This is a genomic window from Glycomyces sp. NPDC046736 (assembly GCF_040645615.1).
GTDB lineage: Bacteria > Actinomycetota > Actinomycetes > Mycobacteriales > Micromonosporaceae > Glycomyces.
Map to the genome: position 1 here is coordinate 157,020 of NZ_JBEYYO010000004.1, position 16,136 is coordinate 173,155.

General features: G+C 68.4%; 12 protein-coding genes, 1 tRNA gene and 1 pseudogene. 2 read left to right on the forward strand and 12 right to left on the reverse strand.

All coding sequences use genetic code 11. From position 1 onward, the window contains the following. Positions 1-15: 15 nt before the first annotated feature. From AB0B28_RS06205 to AB0B28_RS06225, 5 genes and pseudogenes are all read right to left on the reverse strand, one after another. Positions 16-594, reverse strand: a pseudogene (locus AB0B28_RS06205) (ATP/GTP-binding protein); the annotation flags it as partial. Beyond that, positions 572-940 (reverse strand): DUF742 domain-containing protein, encoded by a 369-nt coding sequence (locus AB0B28_RS06210; protein ID WP_360117356.1) that lies wholly within the window; start codon positions 938-940, stop codon positions 572-574. The gene AB0B28_RS06210 and the pseudogene AB0B28_RS06205, both read right to left, overlap by 23 nt. Next, on the reverse strand, positions 940-1,374 hold the full coding sequence (locus AB0B28_RS06215) for a roadblock/LC7 domain-containing protein (protein ID WP_360117359.1): 435 nt from the start codon (positions 1,372-1,374) through the stop codon (positions 940-942). The genes AB0B28_RS06210 and AB0B28_RS06215 overlap by 1 nt, the downstream gene beginning before the upstream one ends. Continuing rightward, complete coding sequence (locus AB0B28_RS06220; RefSeq protein WP_360117362.1) at positions 1,375-3,123, reverse strand: ATP-binding protein; 1,749 nt, start codon at positions 3,121-3,123, stop codon at positions 1,375-1,377. A 352-nt stretch (positions 3,124-3,475) separates the two neighbouring features. Continuing rightward, a tRNA-Leu gene (locus AB0B28_RS06225) sits at positions 3,476-3,558 on the reverse strand. A 253-nt stretch (positions 3,559-3,811) separates the two neighbouring features. On the opposite strand from AB0B28_RS06225, the gene AB0B28_RS06230 reads away from it, so the two are divergent. Next, complete coding sequence (locus AB0B28_RS06230; protein ID WP_360117365.1) at positions 3,812-5,284, forward strand: serine/threonine protein kinase; 1,473 nt, start codon at positions 3,812-3,814, stop codon at positions 5,282-5,284. A 98-nt stretch (positions 5,285-5,382) separates the two neighbouring features. Next, positions 5,383-5,736 carry a hypothetical protein gene (locus AB0B28_RS06235; protein ID WP_360117368.1) on the forward strand — a complete coding sequence of 118 codons (354 nt, stop codon included), beginning with the start codon at positions 5,383-5,385 and terminating at the stop codon, positions 5,734-5,736. Between the two features lie 161 nt (positions 5,737-5,897). Here the strand turns inward: AB0B28_RS06235 and AB0B28_RS06240 are convergent, their stop codons facing one another. The 7 genes from AB0B28_RS06240 to AB0B28_RS06270 form a co-directional block, all read right to left on the reverse strand. Continuing rightward, positions 5,898-6,932, reverse strand: coding sequence for an oligopeptide/dipeptide ABC transporter ATP-binding protein (locus tag AB0B28_RS06240; RefSeq protein ID WP_360117778.1), 1,035 nt, complete (start codon positions 6,930-6,932; stop codon positions 5,898-5,900). A 5-nt stretch (positions 6,933-6,937) separates the two neighbouring features. Further along, entirely contained in the window at positions 6,938-8,077 is a 1,140-nt protein-coding gene (locus tag AB0B28_RS06245) for an ABC transporter ATP-binding protein (RefSeq protein WP_360117371.1), read from the reverse strand. 3 nt (positions 8,078-8,080) lie between these two features. After that, positions 8,081-8,995: an ABC transporter permease gene (locus tag AB0B28_RS06250; protein ID WP_360117374.1), complete on the reverse strand. Its 915-nt coding sequence runs from the start codon at positions 8,993-8,995 to the stop codon at positions 8,081-8,083. After that, positions 8,988-10,013: an ABC transporter permease gene (locus tag AB0B28_RS06255; RefSeq protein ID WP_360117377.1), complete on the reverse strand. Its 1,026-nt coding sequence runs from the start codon at positions 10,011-10,013 to the stop codon at positions 8,988-8,990. Before AB0B28_RS06255 ends, AB0B28_RS06250 begins: the two co-directional genes overlap by 8 nt. A 237-nt stretch (positions 10,014-10,250) precedes the next feature. Next, positions 10,251-11,981 (reverse strand): ABC transporter family substrate-binding protein, encoded by a 1,731-nt coding sequence (locus AB0B28_RS06260; protein ID WP_360117380.1) that lies wholly within the window; start codon positions 11,979-11,981, stop codon positions 10,251-10,253. 362 nt (positions 11,982-12,343) lie between these two features. Beyond that, a complete protein-coding gene (locus AB0B28_RS06265) occupies positions 12,344-14,044 on the reverse strand; it encodes an ABC transporter substrate-binding protein (RefSeq protein WP_360117383.1) in 1,701 nt (566 codons plus the stop codon). A 338-nt stretch (positions 14,045-14,382) separates the two neighbouring features. Further along, positions 14,383-16,083: an ABC transporter substrate-binding protein gene (locus AB0B28_RS06270; RefSeq protein WP_360117386.1), complete on the reverse strand. Its 1,701-nt coding sequence runs from the start codon at positions 16,081-16,083 to the stop codon at positions 14,383-14,385. Positions 16,084-16,136 lie beyond the last annotated feature (53 nt).

The following is a 16,136-nucleotide window of genomic DNA, read 5'->3' on the forward strand; positions in this document are numbered from 1 at the left end:
GGTGACTCCTAACTTGACCGCGGTGGGAGCGGCCGATATGAGGTGTTGTGTGAGGGTGAGAAGCGTTTCGGTGGCCGAGCGGGTGTCGCGGGCGTCGCACACCACGATCGGGACCTCGGCCTTCAGGTCGAGGGCCTCGCGGACCTCGTCGGGCCCGTAGTCATAGGAGCCGTCGAACTCGTTGACCGCCACGATGAACGGGGTCCCGCGCCGCTCGAAGAAGTCCAGCGAGGGGAAGCAGTCGCCCAGGCGGCGGGTGTCGGCCAGGACCACCGCGCCGTACGCGCCCTGCGCGAGCTCGTTCCACATGAACCAGAACCGGTCCTGCCCGGGGGTGCCGAACAGGTAGAGGACGTGGCGCTCGTCGAGCGTGATGCGGCCGAAGTCGAGCGCCACGGTGGTGGTCTGCTTGTCCCCCACCCCGGTCAGGTCGTCGGTGCCGATCGAGGCGGTCGTGATGGTCTCCTCGGTCGTCAGCGGCTCGATCTCCGAGACCGCCCCCACGAACGTGGTCTTGCCCGCGCCGAACCCGCCGGCCACGAGCAGTTTGATCGGCAGCGGGGCGAGCCGGTCAGAGTCTGCGCTGTAGGCCATCGAGGAGTGCCTCCAATACGGATCGGTCGGTGGTGTCTACGTCGGGGTCGGGCGAGAGGACGGCCACCGCGCCGAGTTCGAGGAGGTCGGACAGGAGCACCTTGACCACGATCGCCGGGAGCCTGAGCTGGGCCGCGACCTCGGCCACCGACACCGGTTCGCGGCACAGCAGCAGCACTTCGCCCAGCTCGGGTTCGATCGCGAGGCGGCCGACCCGCCCGGTGGACCACACCAGGGTGAGCAGGTCGAACGAGGCGGTCGGGGCGGTGCGGCCGCCGCTGGCCATGTAGGGGCGCACCAGCGGCCCGGCGTCCTCGTCGATCAGGGGTCGTTCGGCGTCGGCCATCAGCCCGCCTTGTCACCCGAGGCCAGTGCGGGGGCGCGCACGGGCGTCTCCAGGGCCGGGCGCACGCTCTTGACCAGGACGGACATCTCGTAGCCGACGAGTCCGGGGTCGGCGTCGCGGGTGGTCGAGACGGCCAGGACCGCGCCGGTCCCGGCGGTGGAGACGAACAGCATCGTGTCGTCGAGTTCGGCGATGACTTGGCGCACACCGGCATCGGACCCGAACTGGGCTCCGGCGCTGCGGGCGAGGGAGAAGAGCCCTGAGGCGATGGCGGCGAGCTGGTCGGCCTGGTCCGCGTTCATGCCGGTGTGGGCCTTCTTGATGCCGTCGGCCGAGAGCAGGAGCGCGCTGCGAGCGTTGGGGACCTTGCCCACGAGGGCTTCGAGGAGCCAACTGAGGTCCGATCCCGATTCGGTGGCTGCTTCGCCTGACATTTACGACTCCTCGTCTCGGTGCGTGGTGGCATCGGCGGCTTCGGAGTCGGGTTCGTCGGCGCGGCGACGCCCGAGCTGGAAGGCCGCCATCAGGCCCGGATCGTGACCAGCGTCGGAGGCCGTGCCGGTCTGCTGGGGATCGGGCTGCGGGGCGCGCAGCTGCGGGGCGAGGTGGCTCTGCCTGCTGCGCTTGGGGAGCGGGGGTCGGGTGTCGGCGGGCGCGGGCGCGCTGGGCAGCGCGGGCGGCGTGGGGACGTGCTGCGCCGGAGGCGTGGGCGCCACCGGGATCGAACCGGTGGCCGCGGGTTCGGTGGCGCGGTGGGCGGCTTTGCGGATCGCTCCGGTGTCGGTGCGGATCGCGCCGGTGTCGGGGCCTTGGCGCGGCCCGGCCTGGGGGCGGGCGTGCTGGCCGGTGTGCTCGCCGAGGCGCACGGAGGGCAGCTGCGGCTGCTCGGGCTCCTTGGTCTCGCTCGCGCTGCGGCCGCCGCCGAGGATCTCCTCGGGGACGACCATGACGGCCTGGGTCCCGCCGAAGATGTTGGACTGCAACTGGACTGCCACGCGGTGGCGTTTGGCCAGCTGCGAGACCACGTAGAGGCCGATGCGGCCGTCGGCCAGGAGCGCTTCGAGGTCGACTTCGCCGGGATCGGCGAGGATGGCGTTGTAGAACTCGCGGTCGGCTTGGGCCATGCCCAGGCCCCGGTCCTCGACCTCGATGGCCAGGCCGGTGCGCACGGTGGTGACGCGGATGAGGACCTGGGTGTCGGGGGCGGAGAAAATGGTGGCGTTCTCGATGAGCTCGGCCAGGAGGTGGATCACGTCGGCGACGGCGTGGCCCTTGAGGGTGCCGTCCATGGGGCGCACGAGTTTGACGCGGGCGTAGTGCTCGACCTCGGCCACGGCCGAGCGGACCGCTTCGTAGACGTTGACCGGGCGCGACCACTGGCGGTGGGAGGGGCCGCCGCCGAGGACGGCGAGGTTCTCGGCGTGGCGGCGCACCCGGGTCGCGAGGTGGTCGACCGAGAACAGTCCTTTGAGGAGTTCGGGTTCCTCGACTTGGCGTTCGAGGAAGTCGAGTTCGACGATCTCCTTGTGCGCCAGGACCTGGAGACGGCGGGCGCGGTTGACGAAGACGCCCACGCCGGGCTCGTCGTCCTTGGGCTTGGGCTTGGGGGCCAACGGGACCGGAGCGAGGACCGGCGGCGGGGCCAGGGCGGGCGGGGGCGCCTGGACGCCCCTGGCCGCGACGGCTTCGGCTGCGGCCCTGAGGTGCCGGGCCTCGGCGGCGAGGAGCGCGATGGTCTCGTCCACGGTGCGGGCGCTGGCGGCGGGGTTGGGCAGCGGCACCGACCAGCGCTGGTCGGGCGGGGTGGCCCGCTGGAGGTCGTCGAGGACCTGCCAGACCTTGTAGTGGGTCTCCACAGTGGACCTGCGGACGGCGGTGACGCGGCGCCTCAGGTCGGCTTCGGTGCGGGTGGCGGTCTTGGCCGCGAGGAAGGCGATGAGCCCCAACAGGATCGCCGCGGTGCCGAGTACCGCGGGAAGAGCCCAGTCGGGGAGTCCGGACGCGCCGTACCCGAGGATGAGCATCACCGCCGCGCCCGTGAGCACGGCTCCGGCGAGCGGGACGGTGGCCAGTTGCAGCAGCCGAGTGCGCAGCGAGGGGCTCGGCGCCTCGTCACCGGCGAACACGCCCGCCGAGGCGGGCTGCTGATAGCTGTGGACTTGAGACCGATGTGGTTCGGGCATCGCCATCCTCGTGACACGGGCCAGTGGACCACCGCGCATGCGGGAGCCTGAGAGTCGTTGCAGTGGAACGGAACACCGGTTCGCATCGTGGGTTCGACGACTCGGTGGCAGCGTCCGACTCCTGGATAGCACGGCCCGCGCGGGCAGTCAACCGCGACGACGGGCGCCCCCGAGTCCGAACGGGCCCTTGGAGAGCCGGGTTTTCGCAGGTCAAGTGGTGTGGGAAACCGGGAACGGACACGCACCGCAAACGGGAAAATTCATCACCCGAACGGGAGGAACTCCGCGAACCCGAGACCGGACGGCCCCACTCCGTCCGATCCCGTTGACCTTCAGGCCGCCCTCGTGTCCGTGCCCGAGACGGGACTTGAACCCGCAAGTCTCCCGACGGCCGGTTTTAAGCCGACTGTGTCTACCAGATTCCACCACTCGGGCCCGTATGTTGCCACGCTAGCGTTAAACCTGGCCTCGCGGTCGCCCGCGAATTCCGGTGCAGGGCACTCTAGCTGCGCGGACATTGAAGTGTCAGCATCCCGACACAACCCGGAATTCCTCAAAGGACGCTCCAAAAGGCCCTTCTGGGGCGCTCCCGGGCCCTCCGGGGGCCCGCGAGGGGTGCGCCGTACGTGGTTCGTTTCACCTATAGTCGGCAATACCGCATTGCGCCCCGAGCGCGGTATGCGTGCCCTTGCATCCCCTAGCCCCGAGGGAGACCACCGACGTGGAGCCCGGCACCCGCATCGCGGACCGGTTCCGTCTTGACGAGCGAATCGACGCAGGCGGAATGGGATCGGTCTGGAAAGCGTTTGACCTCCGGCTCGGCCGCGACGTGGCCGTGAAGATCCTGCGCCACACCCTCGACGGCGAGTTCAGCCCGGTCGACCGCTTCAGCCGCGAAGCCCAGACCCTCGCCAGCCTCAAGGGCGAGGGGTTCGTGGAGATCTACGACTTCGGGCAGGACGAGAGCGGCGCCGAACCCTTGTGGTACATCGCGATGGAGCTGGTCGAGACCGGCTCGCTCGGCGATCTCATCGACGAGCGGGGCGCGATCCGGCCCGAGGACACGATGCGGTTCATGGCCGAAGCCGCAGCGGCCCTTGGCAAAGCGCACCGCATCGGGGTGGTCCACCGGGACGTCAAGCCCGGTAACCTCCTCGTCGACCCCGAAGGCCGCATCCGGGTGGTGGACTTCGGGATCTCGCTGCTGACCGACCGCACGCGCCTGACCCCGGCCGACACCTCCTACGGCACCCTCGCCTACGCCGCACCAGAACAGCTGCGCCACGCCGAGGTCACCGGCCGCTCCGACCTCTACTCGCTCGGCGTGGTGGCCTACGAGTGCCTCACCGGCACCACGCCGTTCGCCGCCGCCGACCCCGCCACCCAAGTCCACGGGCAGCTCTACGAGGAGCCGCCGCCGCTCCCCGACTTCGTGCCCGGCCCGATCAGCGACATCGTGATGCGCTGCCTCCGTAAGGAACCCGAGGAGCGCTTCGCAGGCGCCGAGGAGCTGGCCGCCGCGTGCCTCGCCGCCGAGCACCAGGTGCGGGCCGACGCGATCCAGCCCGCCCCTCCCCCGGACGACCCGCCCCCGCCCGAGAAGGAGCAGAACGGCAACACCAAGCGCCTCGCGCTCGTGGCGGCCCTCGTCGTCGTCCTCCTCGCCGCGGGCACCACCGCCATACTGCGGCCCTGGGAGCGGCGCCCCAGCGAACCCGACCTCACCGTCGACCAGACCACCGATCTCCTCGGCGAGCCCCTGTCGCCCTCGCACGAACCGGACGAGTCCCCCAGCCCCAGCGAGGACGAAACGTCTACGGCCACCGAGGACGAGATCCTCCTCGACGACGGCGAACCCACCGAGGACGCGGGCGAGAGCGAACCCGGCACCGCCACCGAACAGTCCACACCGGACAAACCGGCCTCCACCAGCGCCGAGATGCCCGACCTCATCAGCCAGAACTCCCACTCGGCGATGGATCAGCTCGACGACCTCGGCTTCACCGACGTCTCGATCTCCCGGATGTTCGGCACCTGGCTGGGCCTCGAAGAATGCGACATCAACTTCCAAGACCCCGCGGGCGGGAACGTCGTCCCCCTGGACGAGCCGATCACCCTCGGCTATACGAGCGCCGAAGGCGACGACAACGACTGCGCCTGACCACTATCGACTTTCCGACAACCGCCGCATTCGACCTCGCCGGGGCCCCGGCGCTGCCAGCATGAAGCGGCATCGTCGTTCAACAGTGAGGTGGTCTGATGCGAAGAATCCTGTCCACGGCGGCCGCGGCGCTGGCAATGGGGGCACTGTGGGCCGTCCCGGCCCAGGCGGCCCCCGACCAGGCCGCGGACGCGCAGCGCACCGAGAGCGTGCTGTGCCCCGCCAAGTTCCGAGTCGACACGGCCATCCGCGAACTGCCGTACGCGACCTCGCCGGTGATCGCCGAAGTGCCCGCGGGCGAATGGGCCGACGGCGCGTGGTGCGTGCCCTTCACTCCAGGAGGGAACCACAAGACCTGCGGCTTCTCCTCCGAGGTGTGGGTCGCGGTCCGGTGGGACGGGACCTGGGGATTCGCGCACACCGGCTGCATGGACGACTACTACCTGCATTAGCCGACCGGGCCGGCACTCGTGAGCCGGCCCTCAGACACAGGGCAAGCTTGGATGCCCTTGTCCCACATACGACAGCGGCCGGGCGGTCACACCGCCCGGCCGCTGTCGGTCACAGGATCACACGAGCGGCTACAACCGCCCGGCCGTTTTCGGTCACAGGATCACACGAGCTGCTTCGGCTCCGCGTAGTGGCAGGCCGCGCGGGTCAGGCCCGCGTGGTCGGAGCGCAGCAGCGGCTCGATGTCGATGCACTTCGACTGCTCGGCCTCCGAGAGCTCCTTGAACAGCGGGCAGCGGGTGCGGAACCGGCAACCCGAAGGCGGGTTCGACGGGCTCGGCACGTCGCCTTGGAGCACGATCCGCTCGCGGGTCCGCTCCTTGCGCGGGTCCGGCAGCGGGATCGCCGACATGAGCGCCTGCGTGTACGGGTGGGCCGGACCGGCGAACAGCTGGTCCGTGGTGCCCTCCTCCACGATCTTGCCCAGGTACATGACCGCGACCTTGTCCGCGATGTGGCGCACCACCGAGAGGTCGTGCGACACGAACAGGTAGGACAGGCCCAGCTCGTCCTGGAGGTCCTCCAGCAGGTTGATCACGCCCGCCTGGATCGACACGTCGAGCGCCGACACCGGCTCGTCCAGCATGAGCACCTTGGGCTGCAAGGCGAGCGCGCGGGCGATGCCGATGCGCTGCCTCTGGCCGCCGGAGAACTCGTGCGGGTAGCGGTTGCGGTGCTCGGGGTTCAGGCCCACGATCTCGATCAGGCTGTTGACCCGGTCGCGCCCGCCGCTCTTGAACATCCCGTGCACGCGCAGCGGCTCGGCGATGATCTCGAAGACCGTCATGCGCGGGTCCAGCGACGCCATCGGGTCCTGGAACACCAGCTGAAGGTCGCGGCGCACCGGACGCATTTGGTTGCGCGAGAGCTTCGTCAGGTCCCGGCCCTCGTAGAGCACCTCGCCCGACGTCACCGGGATCAGGTTCATCATCAGGCGGGCCGTGGTGGACTTGCCGCAGCCGGACTCGCCGACCAACGCCAGGGTCTCGGTCTCGCCGATCTCCAGGCTCACGCCCGAGACGGCGTGGACCGCGCCCACCTTGCGGCGCATGATGCCCTTCGAGCGGACCGGGAACTCCTTGACGAGGTTCCGGCCCTCGATCACCGGGGTTCCGGCGTTCTGGGGCGTGTCGAGCATCGCGTTCACTTGTCGTCCTCCTCGGCGTGCGCGGCGGCCTCGGCCTCGACCGCTTCGACCTCGGCCTCGACCGACAGGTCGGTGGCGACCGGCGCGAACACGTCGTCCGGGGCCTTGCCCTCCAGCTGATCCGAGAAGTGGCAGGCCGCCACGTGGCCCGAGCCGTTGATCGGCAGCAGCGCGGGCTCGGTCTCGGCGCACACGTCCTGGCTCATCGGGCACCGCGGGCGGAACGGGCAGCCCGGCGGCAGGTTGAGCATCGAGGGCGGCGTGCCGTGGACGGGGGTGAGGCGGTGGCCCCGGCTCTCGTCCATGCGCGGCAGCGACCCGATCAGGCCCAGCGTGTAGGGCATGCGCGGGGTGTAGAAGATCTCGTCCACGCTGCCCTGCTCGACCGGGCGCCCGGCGTACATGACCAGGACCTCGTCGGTGTGACCGGCGATGACGCCCAGGTCGTGCGTGATCAGGATGAGCGCGGCGTTGACCTCTTCGCGGGCCTTCTCCAGCGCTTCGAGGACCTGCGCCTGGACGGTCACGTCGAGGGCCGTGGTCGGCTCGTCGGCGATGATCACGTCCGGGTTGTTGGCCATCGCGATCGCGATGACCACGCGCTGCCGCATGCCGCCCGACAGCTCGTGCGGGTAGGCGTCCACCCGCTGCTGCGGGTTGGGGATGCCGACCGAGTCGAGCAGGTCGATGCAGCGGGTGCGGGCTTCGGCCTTGGAGATGTCCGTGTAGTGGACCCGGATCGCCTCGGCCAGTTGGAAGCCGACCGTGTAGACCGGGTTGAGGCTGGTCAGCGGGTCCTGGAAGATCATCGAGATCTTCTTGCCGCGGACGCGGGAGAGCTCGGCGTCGCCCAGGCCGAGGAGCTCTTCGCCCTCCAGCTTGGCCGAGCCGGTGATCTTGGCGGACTTGGGCAAGAGGCCCATGACCGCCATCGAGGTCACCGACTTGCCCGAGCCCGACTCGCCCACGATCCCGAGGCTCTGGCCCCGGCGCAGGTCGTAGGACACGCCGCGCACCGCGTGCACGAGACCGTCCTCGGTCGGGAAGGACACGTTGAGGTCCTTGACCGCCAGGACCGAGTCGCCCTTGGTGCCCACGGCCCGGCTGCCGCCGGTGGAGACTGAAATGTTGGCCATCGCCTAACGCCTCACCATCGTCTGTCGCGGGTCCATGGCGTCGCGCAGGCCGTCACCGATGAAGTTGATGGTCAGCGCGATGAGAATGATCATGACACCCGGGATGTAGAACAGGTACCAGTGCGCGTTGAACGCCGAAGCGCCCGCCGCGTCGATGAGCAGGCCCAGTGACGTGTCGGGGCTCTGGATGCCCAGACCGAGGAAGGACAGCGTCGTCTCCGAGAGGATCGCGAACGCGATCTGGAGGGTCACCGAGACGATGATGACGCTCATCGTGTTGGGGATGAGGTGCTTGATGATGATGTGCCAGTCGGAGCCGCCGACCGCTCGCGCGGCCTCCACGAACTCCTTCTCCCGCAGCGAGAGCACCTCGGCGCGCACGGCGCGGGCGATCGAGGTCCAGCCGAACACCGCGAGGATGATCGCCATGTGGTACCAGCGGACGCTGGTGTCGATCGCGCCGGCGAGGGCGCCGGTGATGACCAGGAACGGGATCACGAACATGATGTCGAGGAAGCGCATGAGCACCGCGTCGACCCAGCCGCGGTAGAACCCGGCGACCGCGCCGTACAGCGCGCCCAGGATCGTCGAGCCCAGGGCCACCACGAGCGCCACGTTCAGCGACTGCTTGGTGGCCTGCATCATCGCGCCGAGCATGTCGCGCCCGGCCTTGTCGGTGCCGAAGGGGTGCTCCAGGCTCGGGGAGGCCCACGAGGGGATCTCCGAGTGGATCTTGTAGTCCCACTTCCACAGGAACGGGCCGACGTAGGCGAACAGCACGATGAGGATGAACACCACGAGGCTGATCACGGCGGCGCGGTGGCGGAAGAAACGGCGGAACACCATCTCCCACTGTCCGCGTTCCTTGGTGGTGATGGCCTCGGACTCGAGGCCGGCGGAGGCAGCTTGGTTACTCAAATCGGATCCTCGGGTCGAGCACGCCGTACAGGATGTCGGAGATCAGGACGCCGACGAGCACGACGAGGCCTGAGATCAGCACGTACGCCATCACGGCGAACGTGTCGCCGGCGTTGATGGCCGCGAGCGAGTACACGCCCAGACCGCGCCAGCCGAAGATGCTCTCGGTGACCATCGCGCCGCCCATGGCCGCCGACAGCGACAGCGGAGCGAACGTGGCGACCGGGATGAGCGCGGTGCGCAGGGCGTGGCGGCGCATGACCGTGCGGTTGCGCACGCCCTTGGCGCGGGCCAGGCGCACGTAGTCGGAGTTCATGACTTCGAGCATCGAGGCCCGCTGGTAGCGCGAGATCGCGGCGTAGCCGCCGAGCATGAGCACCAGGGTGGGCACGATGAGATAGGGGATGGAGTCGGCGAAGACCTCCCAGCCGTTGCCTCGGAAACCGGTGGTCCCCGAGCCGTACGTCTGGAACAGGTTCGTACCCAGCAGCTTGTTCAGCTGCACCGCGCCTTCCTTGAACAGCGAGCCGAGCCAGAAGATCGGCATGGCCAGGAACAGGAAGCCCAGGAAGGTCAGCGTGTAGTCGGTGCGCGAATACTGCTTGACCGCACTGACCACACCGGAGAGAATGGCGATGCCCACCGATGCGAGTGTGGCGAACAGGACCAGTCTGAGCGTGATCCAGAACCGAGCGGAGACCTCGTCTCCGATCTTCATGGCCGAGCCGTCGATCGACGGGCCCCACTCGCCCTGGAGCAGGCCGATGTCGCCGTTGTTCTCGCCCACGCCGGTGAGCCAGAGCCAGTAGCGCTCGGGCACGGACCGGTCGTAGTACCACGCCGATTCCAGTGCGTCGATGGTCGTCTGGGGGACCGGCTCGCCGGTGGACTGCTGGATCTCGAAGATCCGGTCCTGCACCGGGTCGTTCGCGAAATCGACCAGCCCAAAGCACAAGATAGTGGCCCCCAGCAGCACCGGGATCATCATCAGGGTGCGCCGGATTATGAATACAACCATAATGCCTCGTTAACGGTTTCTCTCCTGTGGACCGACGTGCCTGCCCGTCGGTCCGTCCGCGCGGCTGCGCGATTCCTACGCCTCACCGGGGCCCCCTTCGAGGGGCCGCCGGCCTGCGCCTGGCGGTACTGCGTTCATTCCACTCCCCGTTCCGCTGCCCGTCCGAGAACGGGCCGGGTGCGGGACGCCTGCCGTCCCGCACCGCCGCTAGGGCGCCGCGGCGAGGTGGCGCGGCCGTCATTCACCGCTGACCCCCCATTCTGCGATGTTGTACGCCGCCCGCTCCTGTGAAGCCCAATTGTCGCGGATGTTCACCAACCTATCGGAGACCATCACCGCGACCGGTGTGTCCACGATAGGCAGCACATACGCGTCCGCAATAGCGTGCTCGACGGCCTTGTTGGCCTTCTCGGCGGCCTCGTCGTAGTCGAGGGTGCCGTTGATCTCGGCGATGAGCGCGTCGAGCTCCTCGTCGTCGAGCTTGCCGAAGTTCGAGCCGGACTCGGAGTGCCAGTACTGGGAGGCCGCGTTGACGAACAGCGGGTCGGTGCTCCAGCCGAAGGCCACGATGTCGAAGTCGCCGTCGGCCAGGGTCGGGCCGAGCTTGTCGTCGGGGATGGCCTTGAGCGAGACGTCGATCCCGAGGTCGGCGAGGTTCGCGGCGGCGAGCTCGCCGGTGATCTTGCGCGACTCCTTGGTCTCGGAGTAGCGAAAGTTCAAGGTGACCTGTTCGCCTTCGGGGGTGTGGAGGCGCCCGGCCTCGTCCCACTCGTAGCCGGCGTTGATCAGGAAGTCGCGGGCCAGTTCGATGTCGCCCGAGCCCTGGCCGGTGGCCGTGATGTAGTCGGTGAAGTAGTCCGAGCCGTTGCGGAACAGGTGGTTGCCCTTGCGCACGATGTCGGACTGCACGTAGCCGTAGGTGCGGGCGATGATGTTCTCGACGTCGATCGCGCTGAGCACCGCCTGGCGCAGGGCCAGGTCGGAGAGGAACTCGTTGTTCGTGTTCAGGTCCACGTGCTCCCACGAGGGGCCGCCGGAGACGAGGTAGGAGAGGTCCTCGGCGCTTTCGAGCTGCGTGATCGCCTCGGAGGTGATCGACATGGGCGAGGCGCCGTCAATCTCGCCGTTGCGCAGGGCGGTGACGATGTTGTCCAGGCCGTCGACGACCTTGAACGTGATCTTGTCCAGGGTCACCTCGGTCTCCCCGGCCCAGGCCTCGTTCGGCTCGTAGATGACGTAGTCGCCGGGCATGCCGTCCTTGACCTTGAACGGGCCGGTCGACCAGGTGGGCACGGTGACCGAGAAGTAGTCCTCGGCGGCCTTCATGGCCTCGGGGTCGTTCTGCCAGTCCCCGCTCTTGGCCGCGATGTGCGCGGGCTCGGAGAGGACTTCTTCGTACTTCCACTCGGCCGAGTGGTAGCCGTCGACGTAGGTGACGGTGACCTTGGAGCCCGACCCGGTGATGGAGTCGACCTGGGAGCCGTAGGAGGTGCTGGCGGGCGTGCAGCCCGCGCACAGGTCCTCGTTCCCGGAGGTGGCGTACCAGTGGTAGATGAAGTCGTCGACGGTGATGTCGGTGCCGTCGCCCCAGTTGGCGTCGGGCTTGAGGGTGTACTCGACCGTCACCGGGCTCTCGGACACGAGCGAGGGCTCGGAGGCGAAGATGCCCTCGTTGAGGATGAAGTTCCCGTCGGGGTCGAACTGGCCGGTCTCGGGCCACATGCCCACGAGGGCCATGCTGAGGTAGGCGTTGTTGCCGTCGGTCGTGTTCTTGTTCCAGGTGGCCCAAGAACCGTCGAGGGCCCACGTGATCTCGCCGCCTTCGGCGCGCTCGCCGGCGTTGCATCCTGCGAGGTCGGTGAGGCAGCCGTCCAGGCCGGACGACGAGGTACCGGACTGGCCGCAGCCGGCCAGCACCAGACCGGTGCAGGCGAGGGCGGCGACGGCAGCCGTGTGGTGTCGCTTCATGGTTCCTCTCGTGGGTTTGCGCCGCCGGACCGGGGGCGGGGAGGGCTCCTGGTGGGGCGTGGGCTCTCCGGGCCGGGCGTCCGCCGGTGCCGCTCGGGTGAGGAGCGGCGTGCCGTCGTGACGTCGGGTCTAGTGACGCGAGGTACAGCCTTCCACGGGAATCTCCGGTTGCGAACAGCCGAACCAGAGATGAGCTTCGTTCGTTATGCTCCCGTGATATTCATTCCCTGAATGCTCCCGATTGGCGGTTTCTCTCGGTGCCTGCCAGGGGAAACCCGTGGGAGACGGCGCTGTGGGCCACGGGTGAAAGCAGTGAGCGGCGGGGCCGGGGGCCCCGCCGCTCGGCTCAGTTCACAGAACCCTTACAGGCTCTTCCACTCGTCCACGTTGAACAGCGGGCCGGCCTGGGTGTTGCCGTTGGCGACGACGCCCTCCACCAGCTTGGTGTTCCAGATGATGCCCTGGGGCTCGTCGTAGAACGGGAGGGTCAGCGCCTGCGGGACCGCGAGGGCCTCGACCTCGTTGGCGAAGCCGGCGGCCTCGTCGACGTCGGTGGTGCTGGTGACCTTCGCGATCGCGGCGTCGATGTCCGGGAAGGAGTACGAGCCGTAGTTGACGTCGGTCTGGAAGTACTGGCCGGGGCCGGAGACGAAGCTCGGGCTGCCCGACCAGCCGAAGACGACCAGGTCGAAGTCGCTCTCGGAGAGGATGGTGCCGAGCTTGCCGTCGGGGATGGCCTTGAGCTCCAGCTCGATGCCGATCAGGGCCAGCTGGGCCTGGGCGAGCTCGGAGATGGTGGTGCGGGCCGCGTCGCCTTCGCCGTAGCGGATGACGAGCTTGACGGCGTTGCCCTCGGAGTCGGTGAGGGTCTCGCCCTCGGCCGCACCGGTGTAGCCGGCGGCGGTGAGGATCTCGGCGGCCTTGGCGAGGTCGCCCGAGCCCTGACCGGTCTCGGAGATGAGGTCCACGAAGTGCGGGCTCTTCTGGCCGAAGAAGTGGTTCAGGCGGCGGGAGACCTCGGTGCCCGGGAAGATGCGGGCGATCGCGTCGTCGACGTTGATCGCGGTGAAGATCGCCTGGCGCAGGGCCACGTCCTTCAGCGCGGGGGTGTTCATGTTGGTGTCGAGGTGGATCCAGACGCCGCCCTCGTAGACCTCCTGGGCGAGGTTCGGGTCGTCGGCGGCCTTGTCGAACTCCTCCTGGACGAAGGCGCTCGGCCACGCGCCGGCGATGGTGCCCTGGCGCAGCTCGGTGACGATGGACTCGGTGCCCTCGACCACGGTCATGGTGAGCTTCTCGATCGTCGGCTTGATCGAGCCCTGGTACTTGTCGTTGATTTCGTAGATGATGTATTCGCCGAGCTTCCAGTCGGTCGGCTTCCACGGGCCCAGGCACACGTCGCTGAGGTTCTGCTCGAACCACTCGATGGCGTCGCCCATGACGGCGGCGTCGGACGCCCAGTTCGCGAAGCCCTCGGCCTCGGCCACGTGCGAGGGGAGGTACAGGGTGGGGCTGTAGATCCACTCGGGGTCGAGGTAGCCCTCGACGAAGGTGATCACGACCGAGCCGGAGTCGGTCTGCTCGATGCTGGCGACAGCCGAGCCCCAGGTGGTGGACGAGGGGAGGGCCTTCTCCTGGTTGGCGTGCTCGGGGTTGCCCGACATGCTGTACCACTGGAAGATGAAGTCCTCGACCCGGACGGGGTTGCCGTCGGACCACTGGGCGTTCTCGTTGAGGGTGTACTCCACCTGGAGCGGGGCCTCGTTGATGACCTCAGCGCTCACGAAGACCGCGTCGTTGAGGGTGAACTCCGAGTTCTCGTCCCAGTCGCCGGAGGTGCTGCCGTCGACGCCGAGGCGCATCGGGTACATCGCCTGGTGGCCGTAGGAGTTGTTGCCGGCCTCGGTGTTCTCGTTCCAGGACACCCAAGCGGACGAGATCGCCCAGCTCAGTTCCTTGGAGCCGGAACCGCCGCCGTTGTCGTTGCCGCCGCAGGCCGCGAGCAGGAACGCGGACGACCCGCCGATGGTCAAGCCGCCGAGAGCTCTACGAGTCAGAGCCATGAGTGTTCTCCTCCAGATGTCGATGCCGAGGTGCCTCCGCGCGGGCGCGATGGGCGCCGATGCCTCGCGACCCGACGAGCGGGGGGAAGGCGTAACTGCCCTCGGCGGTGTTGTGTCAAACACTGGCACAGACGTGAGGGGATTGACACGGCCGCGCCCCCAACTGGAGTTTATTCGTGATGCATTCGTGACTTCGGGCTTCACGCGGGTGATCAGAATGGACCGTGGGGCCGATGTGGCATCGGCCCCACGGGGGAATTCAGTGAATTATCGGGACGGAAGGTGGCGTACCGGCTACGCCTGAGAGGCCGCCTTCCGACCGCCTTGGAACGTGCCGGCTACGGCTTGTCCCACTCGCGCACGTTCCAGACCGGACCGGCCTGGCTGGCCGGGTTGACGCCCGGACCGGTCACCAGGTCGGAGTTCCAGATCACCGAGAGCGGGCTGGAGTACAGCGGCAGCGTGAACGCCTGCTCGACGGCCTTGGCGCTGACCTGGTTGGCCAGTTCGGCGGCCTCGTCGAGGTCGAACGTGGTCTGGATCGCCGGGATCGCGGTGTCGAACAGCGGGTCGGAGAAGCCGCCGTAGTTCGAGCCCGAGGAGGCGCCGAACTGCTGCTCGGGGTTGGTGGTGAACTCCGGGCTGCCGACCCACGAGAACACGATCAGGTCGAAGTCATGGGTGTCCAGCGTGGCCGAGAAGTCCTCGTCGCCGAAGCCCTTGAGCTCCAGGTCGATGCCGAGGGGCTCGAGCTGGGCCTGGATGATCTCGCCGGTGATCTTGCGGATCTCGTTCGAGGTCGCGTACCGGAAGTTGAACACGACCTGGTCGCCCGCGGGGGTCAGCAGCTTGCCGTCGCCGTCCCACTCGTATCCGGCGCCGGACAGGATCGCCTTCGCCGCGTCGAGGTCGCCGCGGCCGTAGCCGGCCTCGGAGACGTGGTCGACGTAGTAGGAGCTGTCCTCGGTGAAGTAGTGGTTGCCCAGCCACGGGACCTCGGTCCCGGGGAAGGCCCGCTCCTTGATCTCCTCGATGTTGATCGTGGTGAAGACCGCCTGGCGCAGCGAGACGTCCTTGAGGACCCCGTTGCGGACGTTGAAGTCCAGGTGCGACCAGGTCGCGCCCGCGTAGGTCTCGTACTTCCAGGCCTCGTTCTCGTCGAGCTGCTGGAGGATCTCCAGGCTGAAGTCGTTGGGCCAGCAGCCGGCGATGGTGCCCTGCCGCAGCTCGGTGACCTCGGCCTCGATCCCGGTGACCGGCTTCATGGTGAGCTTGGAGAACTTGGCCTTCTTCGAGCCCTGGTAGGTCTCGTTCGGCTCGTAGATGATGTATTCGCCGAGCTTGGAGTCGACCGGCTTGTACGGGCCGGTCACGACCGTCCACAGGTTCTCGTTGAACCAGGTGATCGCGTCGCCCATGACCTCGGGGTCCGAGGCCCAGTTCTCGAAGCCGTTCTCCTCGGCCACGTGGCTGGGGAGGTACACCCCGCCGATGAAGGCCCACTCGGGGCTGGAGTTGCCTTCGATGTAGGTGAAGATGATCGAGTTGCCGTCGGCCTCGATGCCGGCGACCGTGGAGCCCCAACCGGTGCCGGCCGGGAGGGCCTTCTCCTGGTTGGCGTGCTCGGGGTTGCCCGAGAGGCTGTACCAGTGGAAGATGAAGTCCTCGAGGCGGACGGGCTTGCCGTCAGACCACTGCGCGCCCTCCTTGAGGGTGACCTTGACCTGCATCGGGGCTTCGCTGACCAGCTCGGGCTCGCCCTCGAAGATCGCGTCGTCGTAGAAGACGTTGCCGTCGGGGTCGAAGTCGTAGCCGGTCTGCCCGAGCGGGATCATCGGGGTCATGGCCAGGTGCCCGGCGGAGTTGTTGCCGGTCGTGGTGTTCTCGTTCCAGGCTTCCCACGGGTAGGCGATCGCCCAGGTGAGCTCGCCTGACGCGTCGCCTCCGTCGCCGTCTTCGTTGCCGCCGCACGCGGCCAGCATGAGTGCGGACGACCCGCCGATGGTCAGGCCGCCGAGTGCTCTACGAGTCAGAGCCATTCCTGTGTCTCCTCCATAGGGTCCGGCCGAGGGTTGGGGACGCCCGTTCGCGA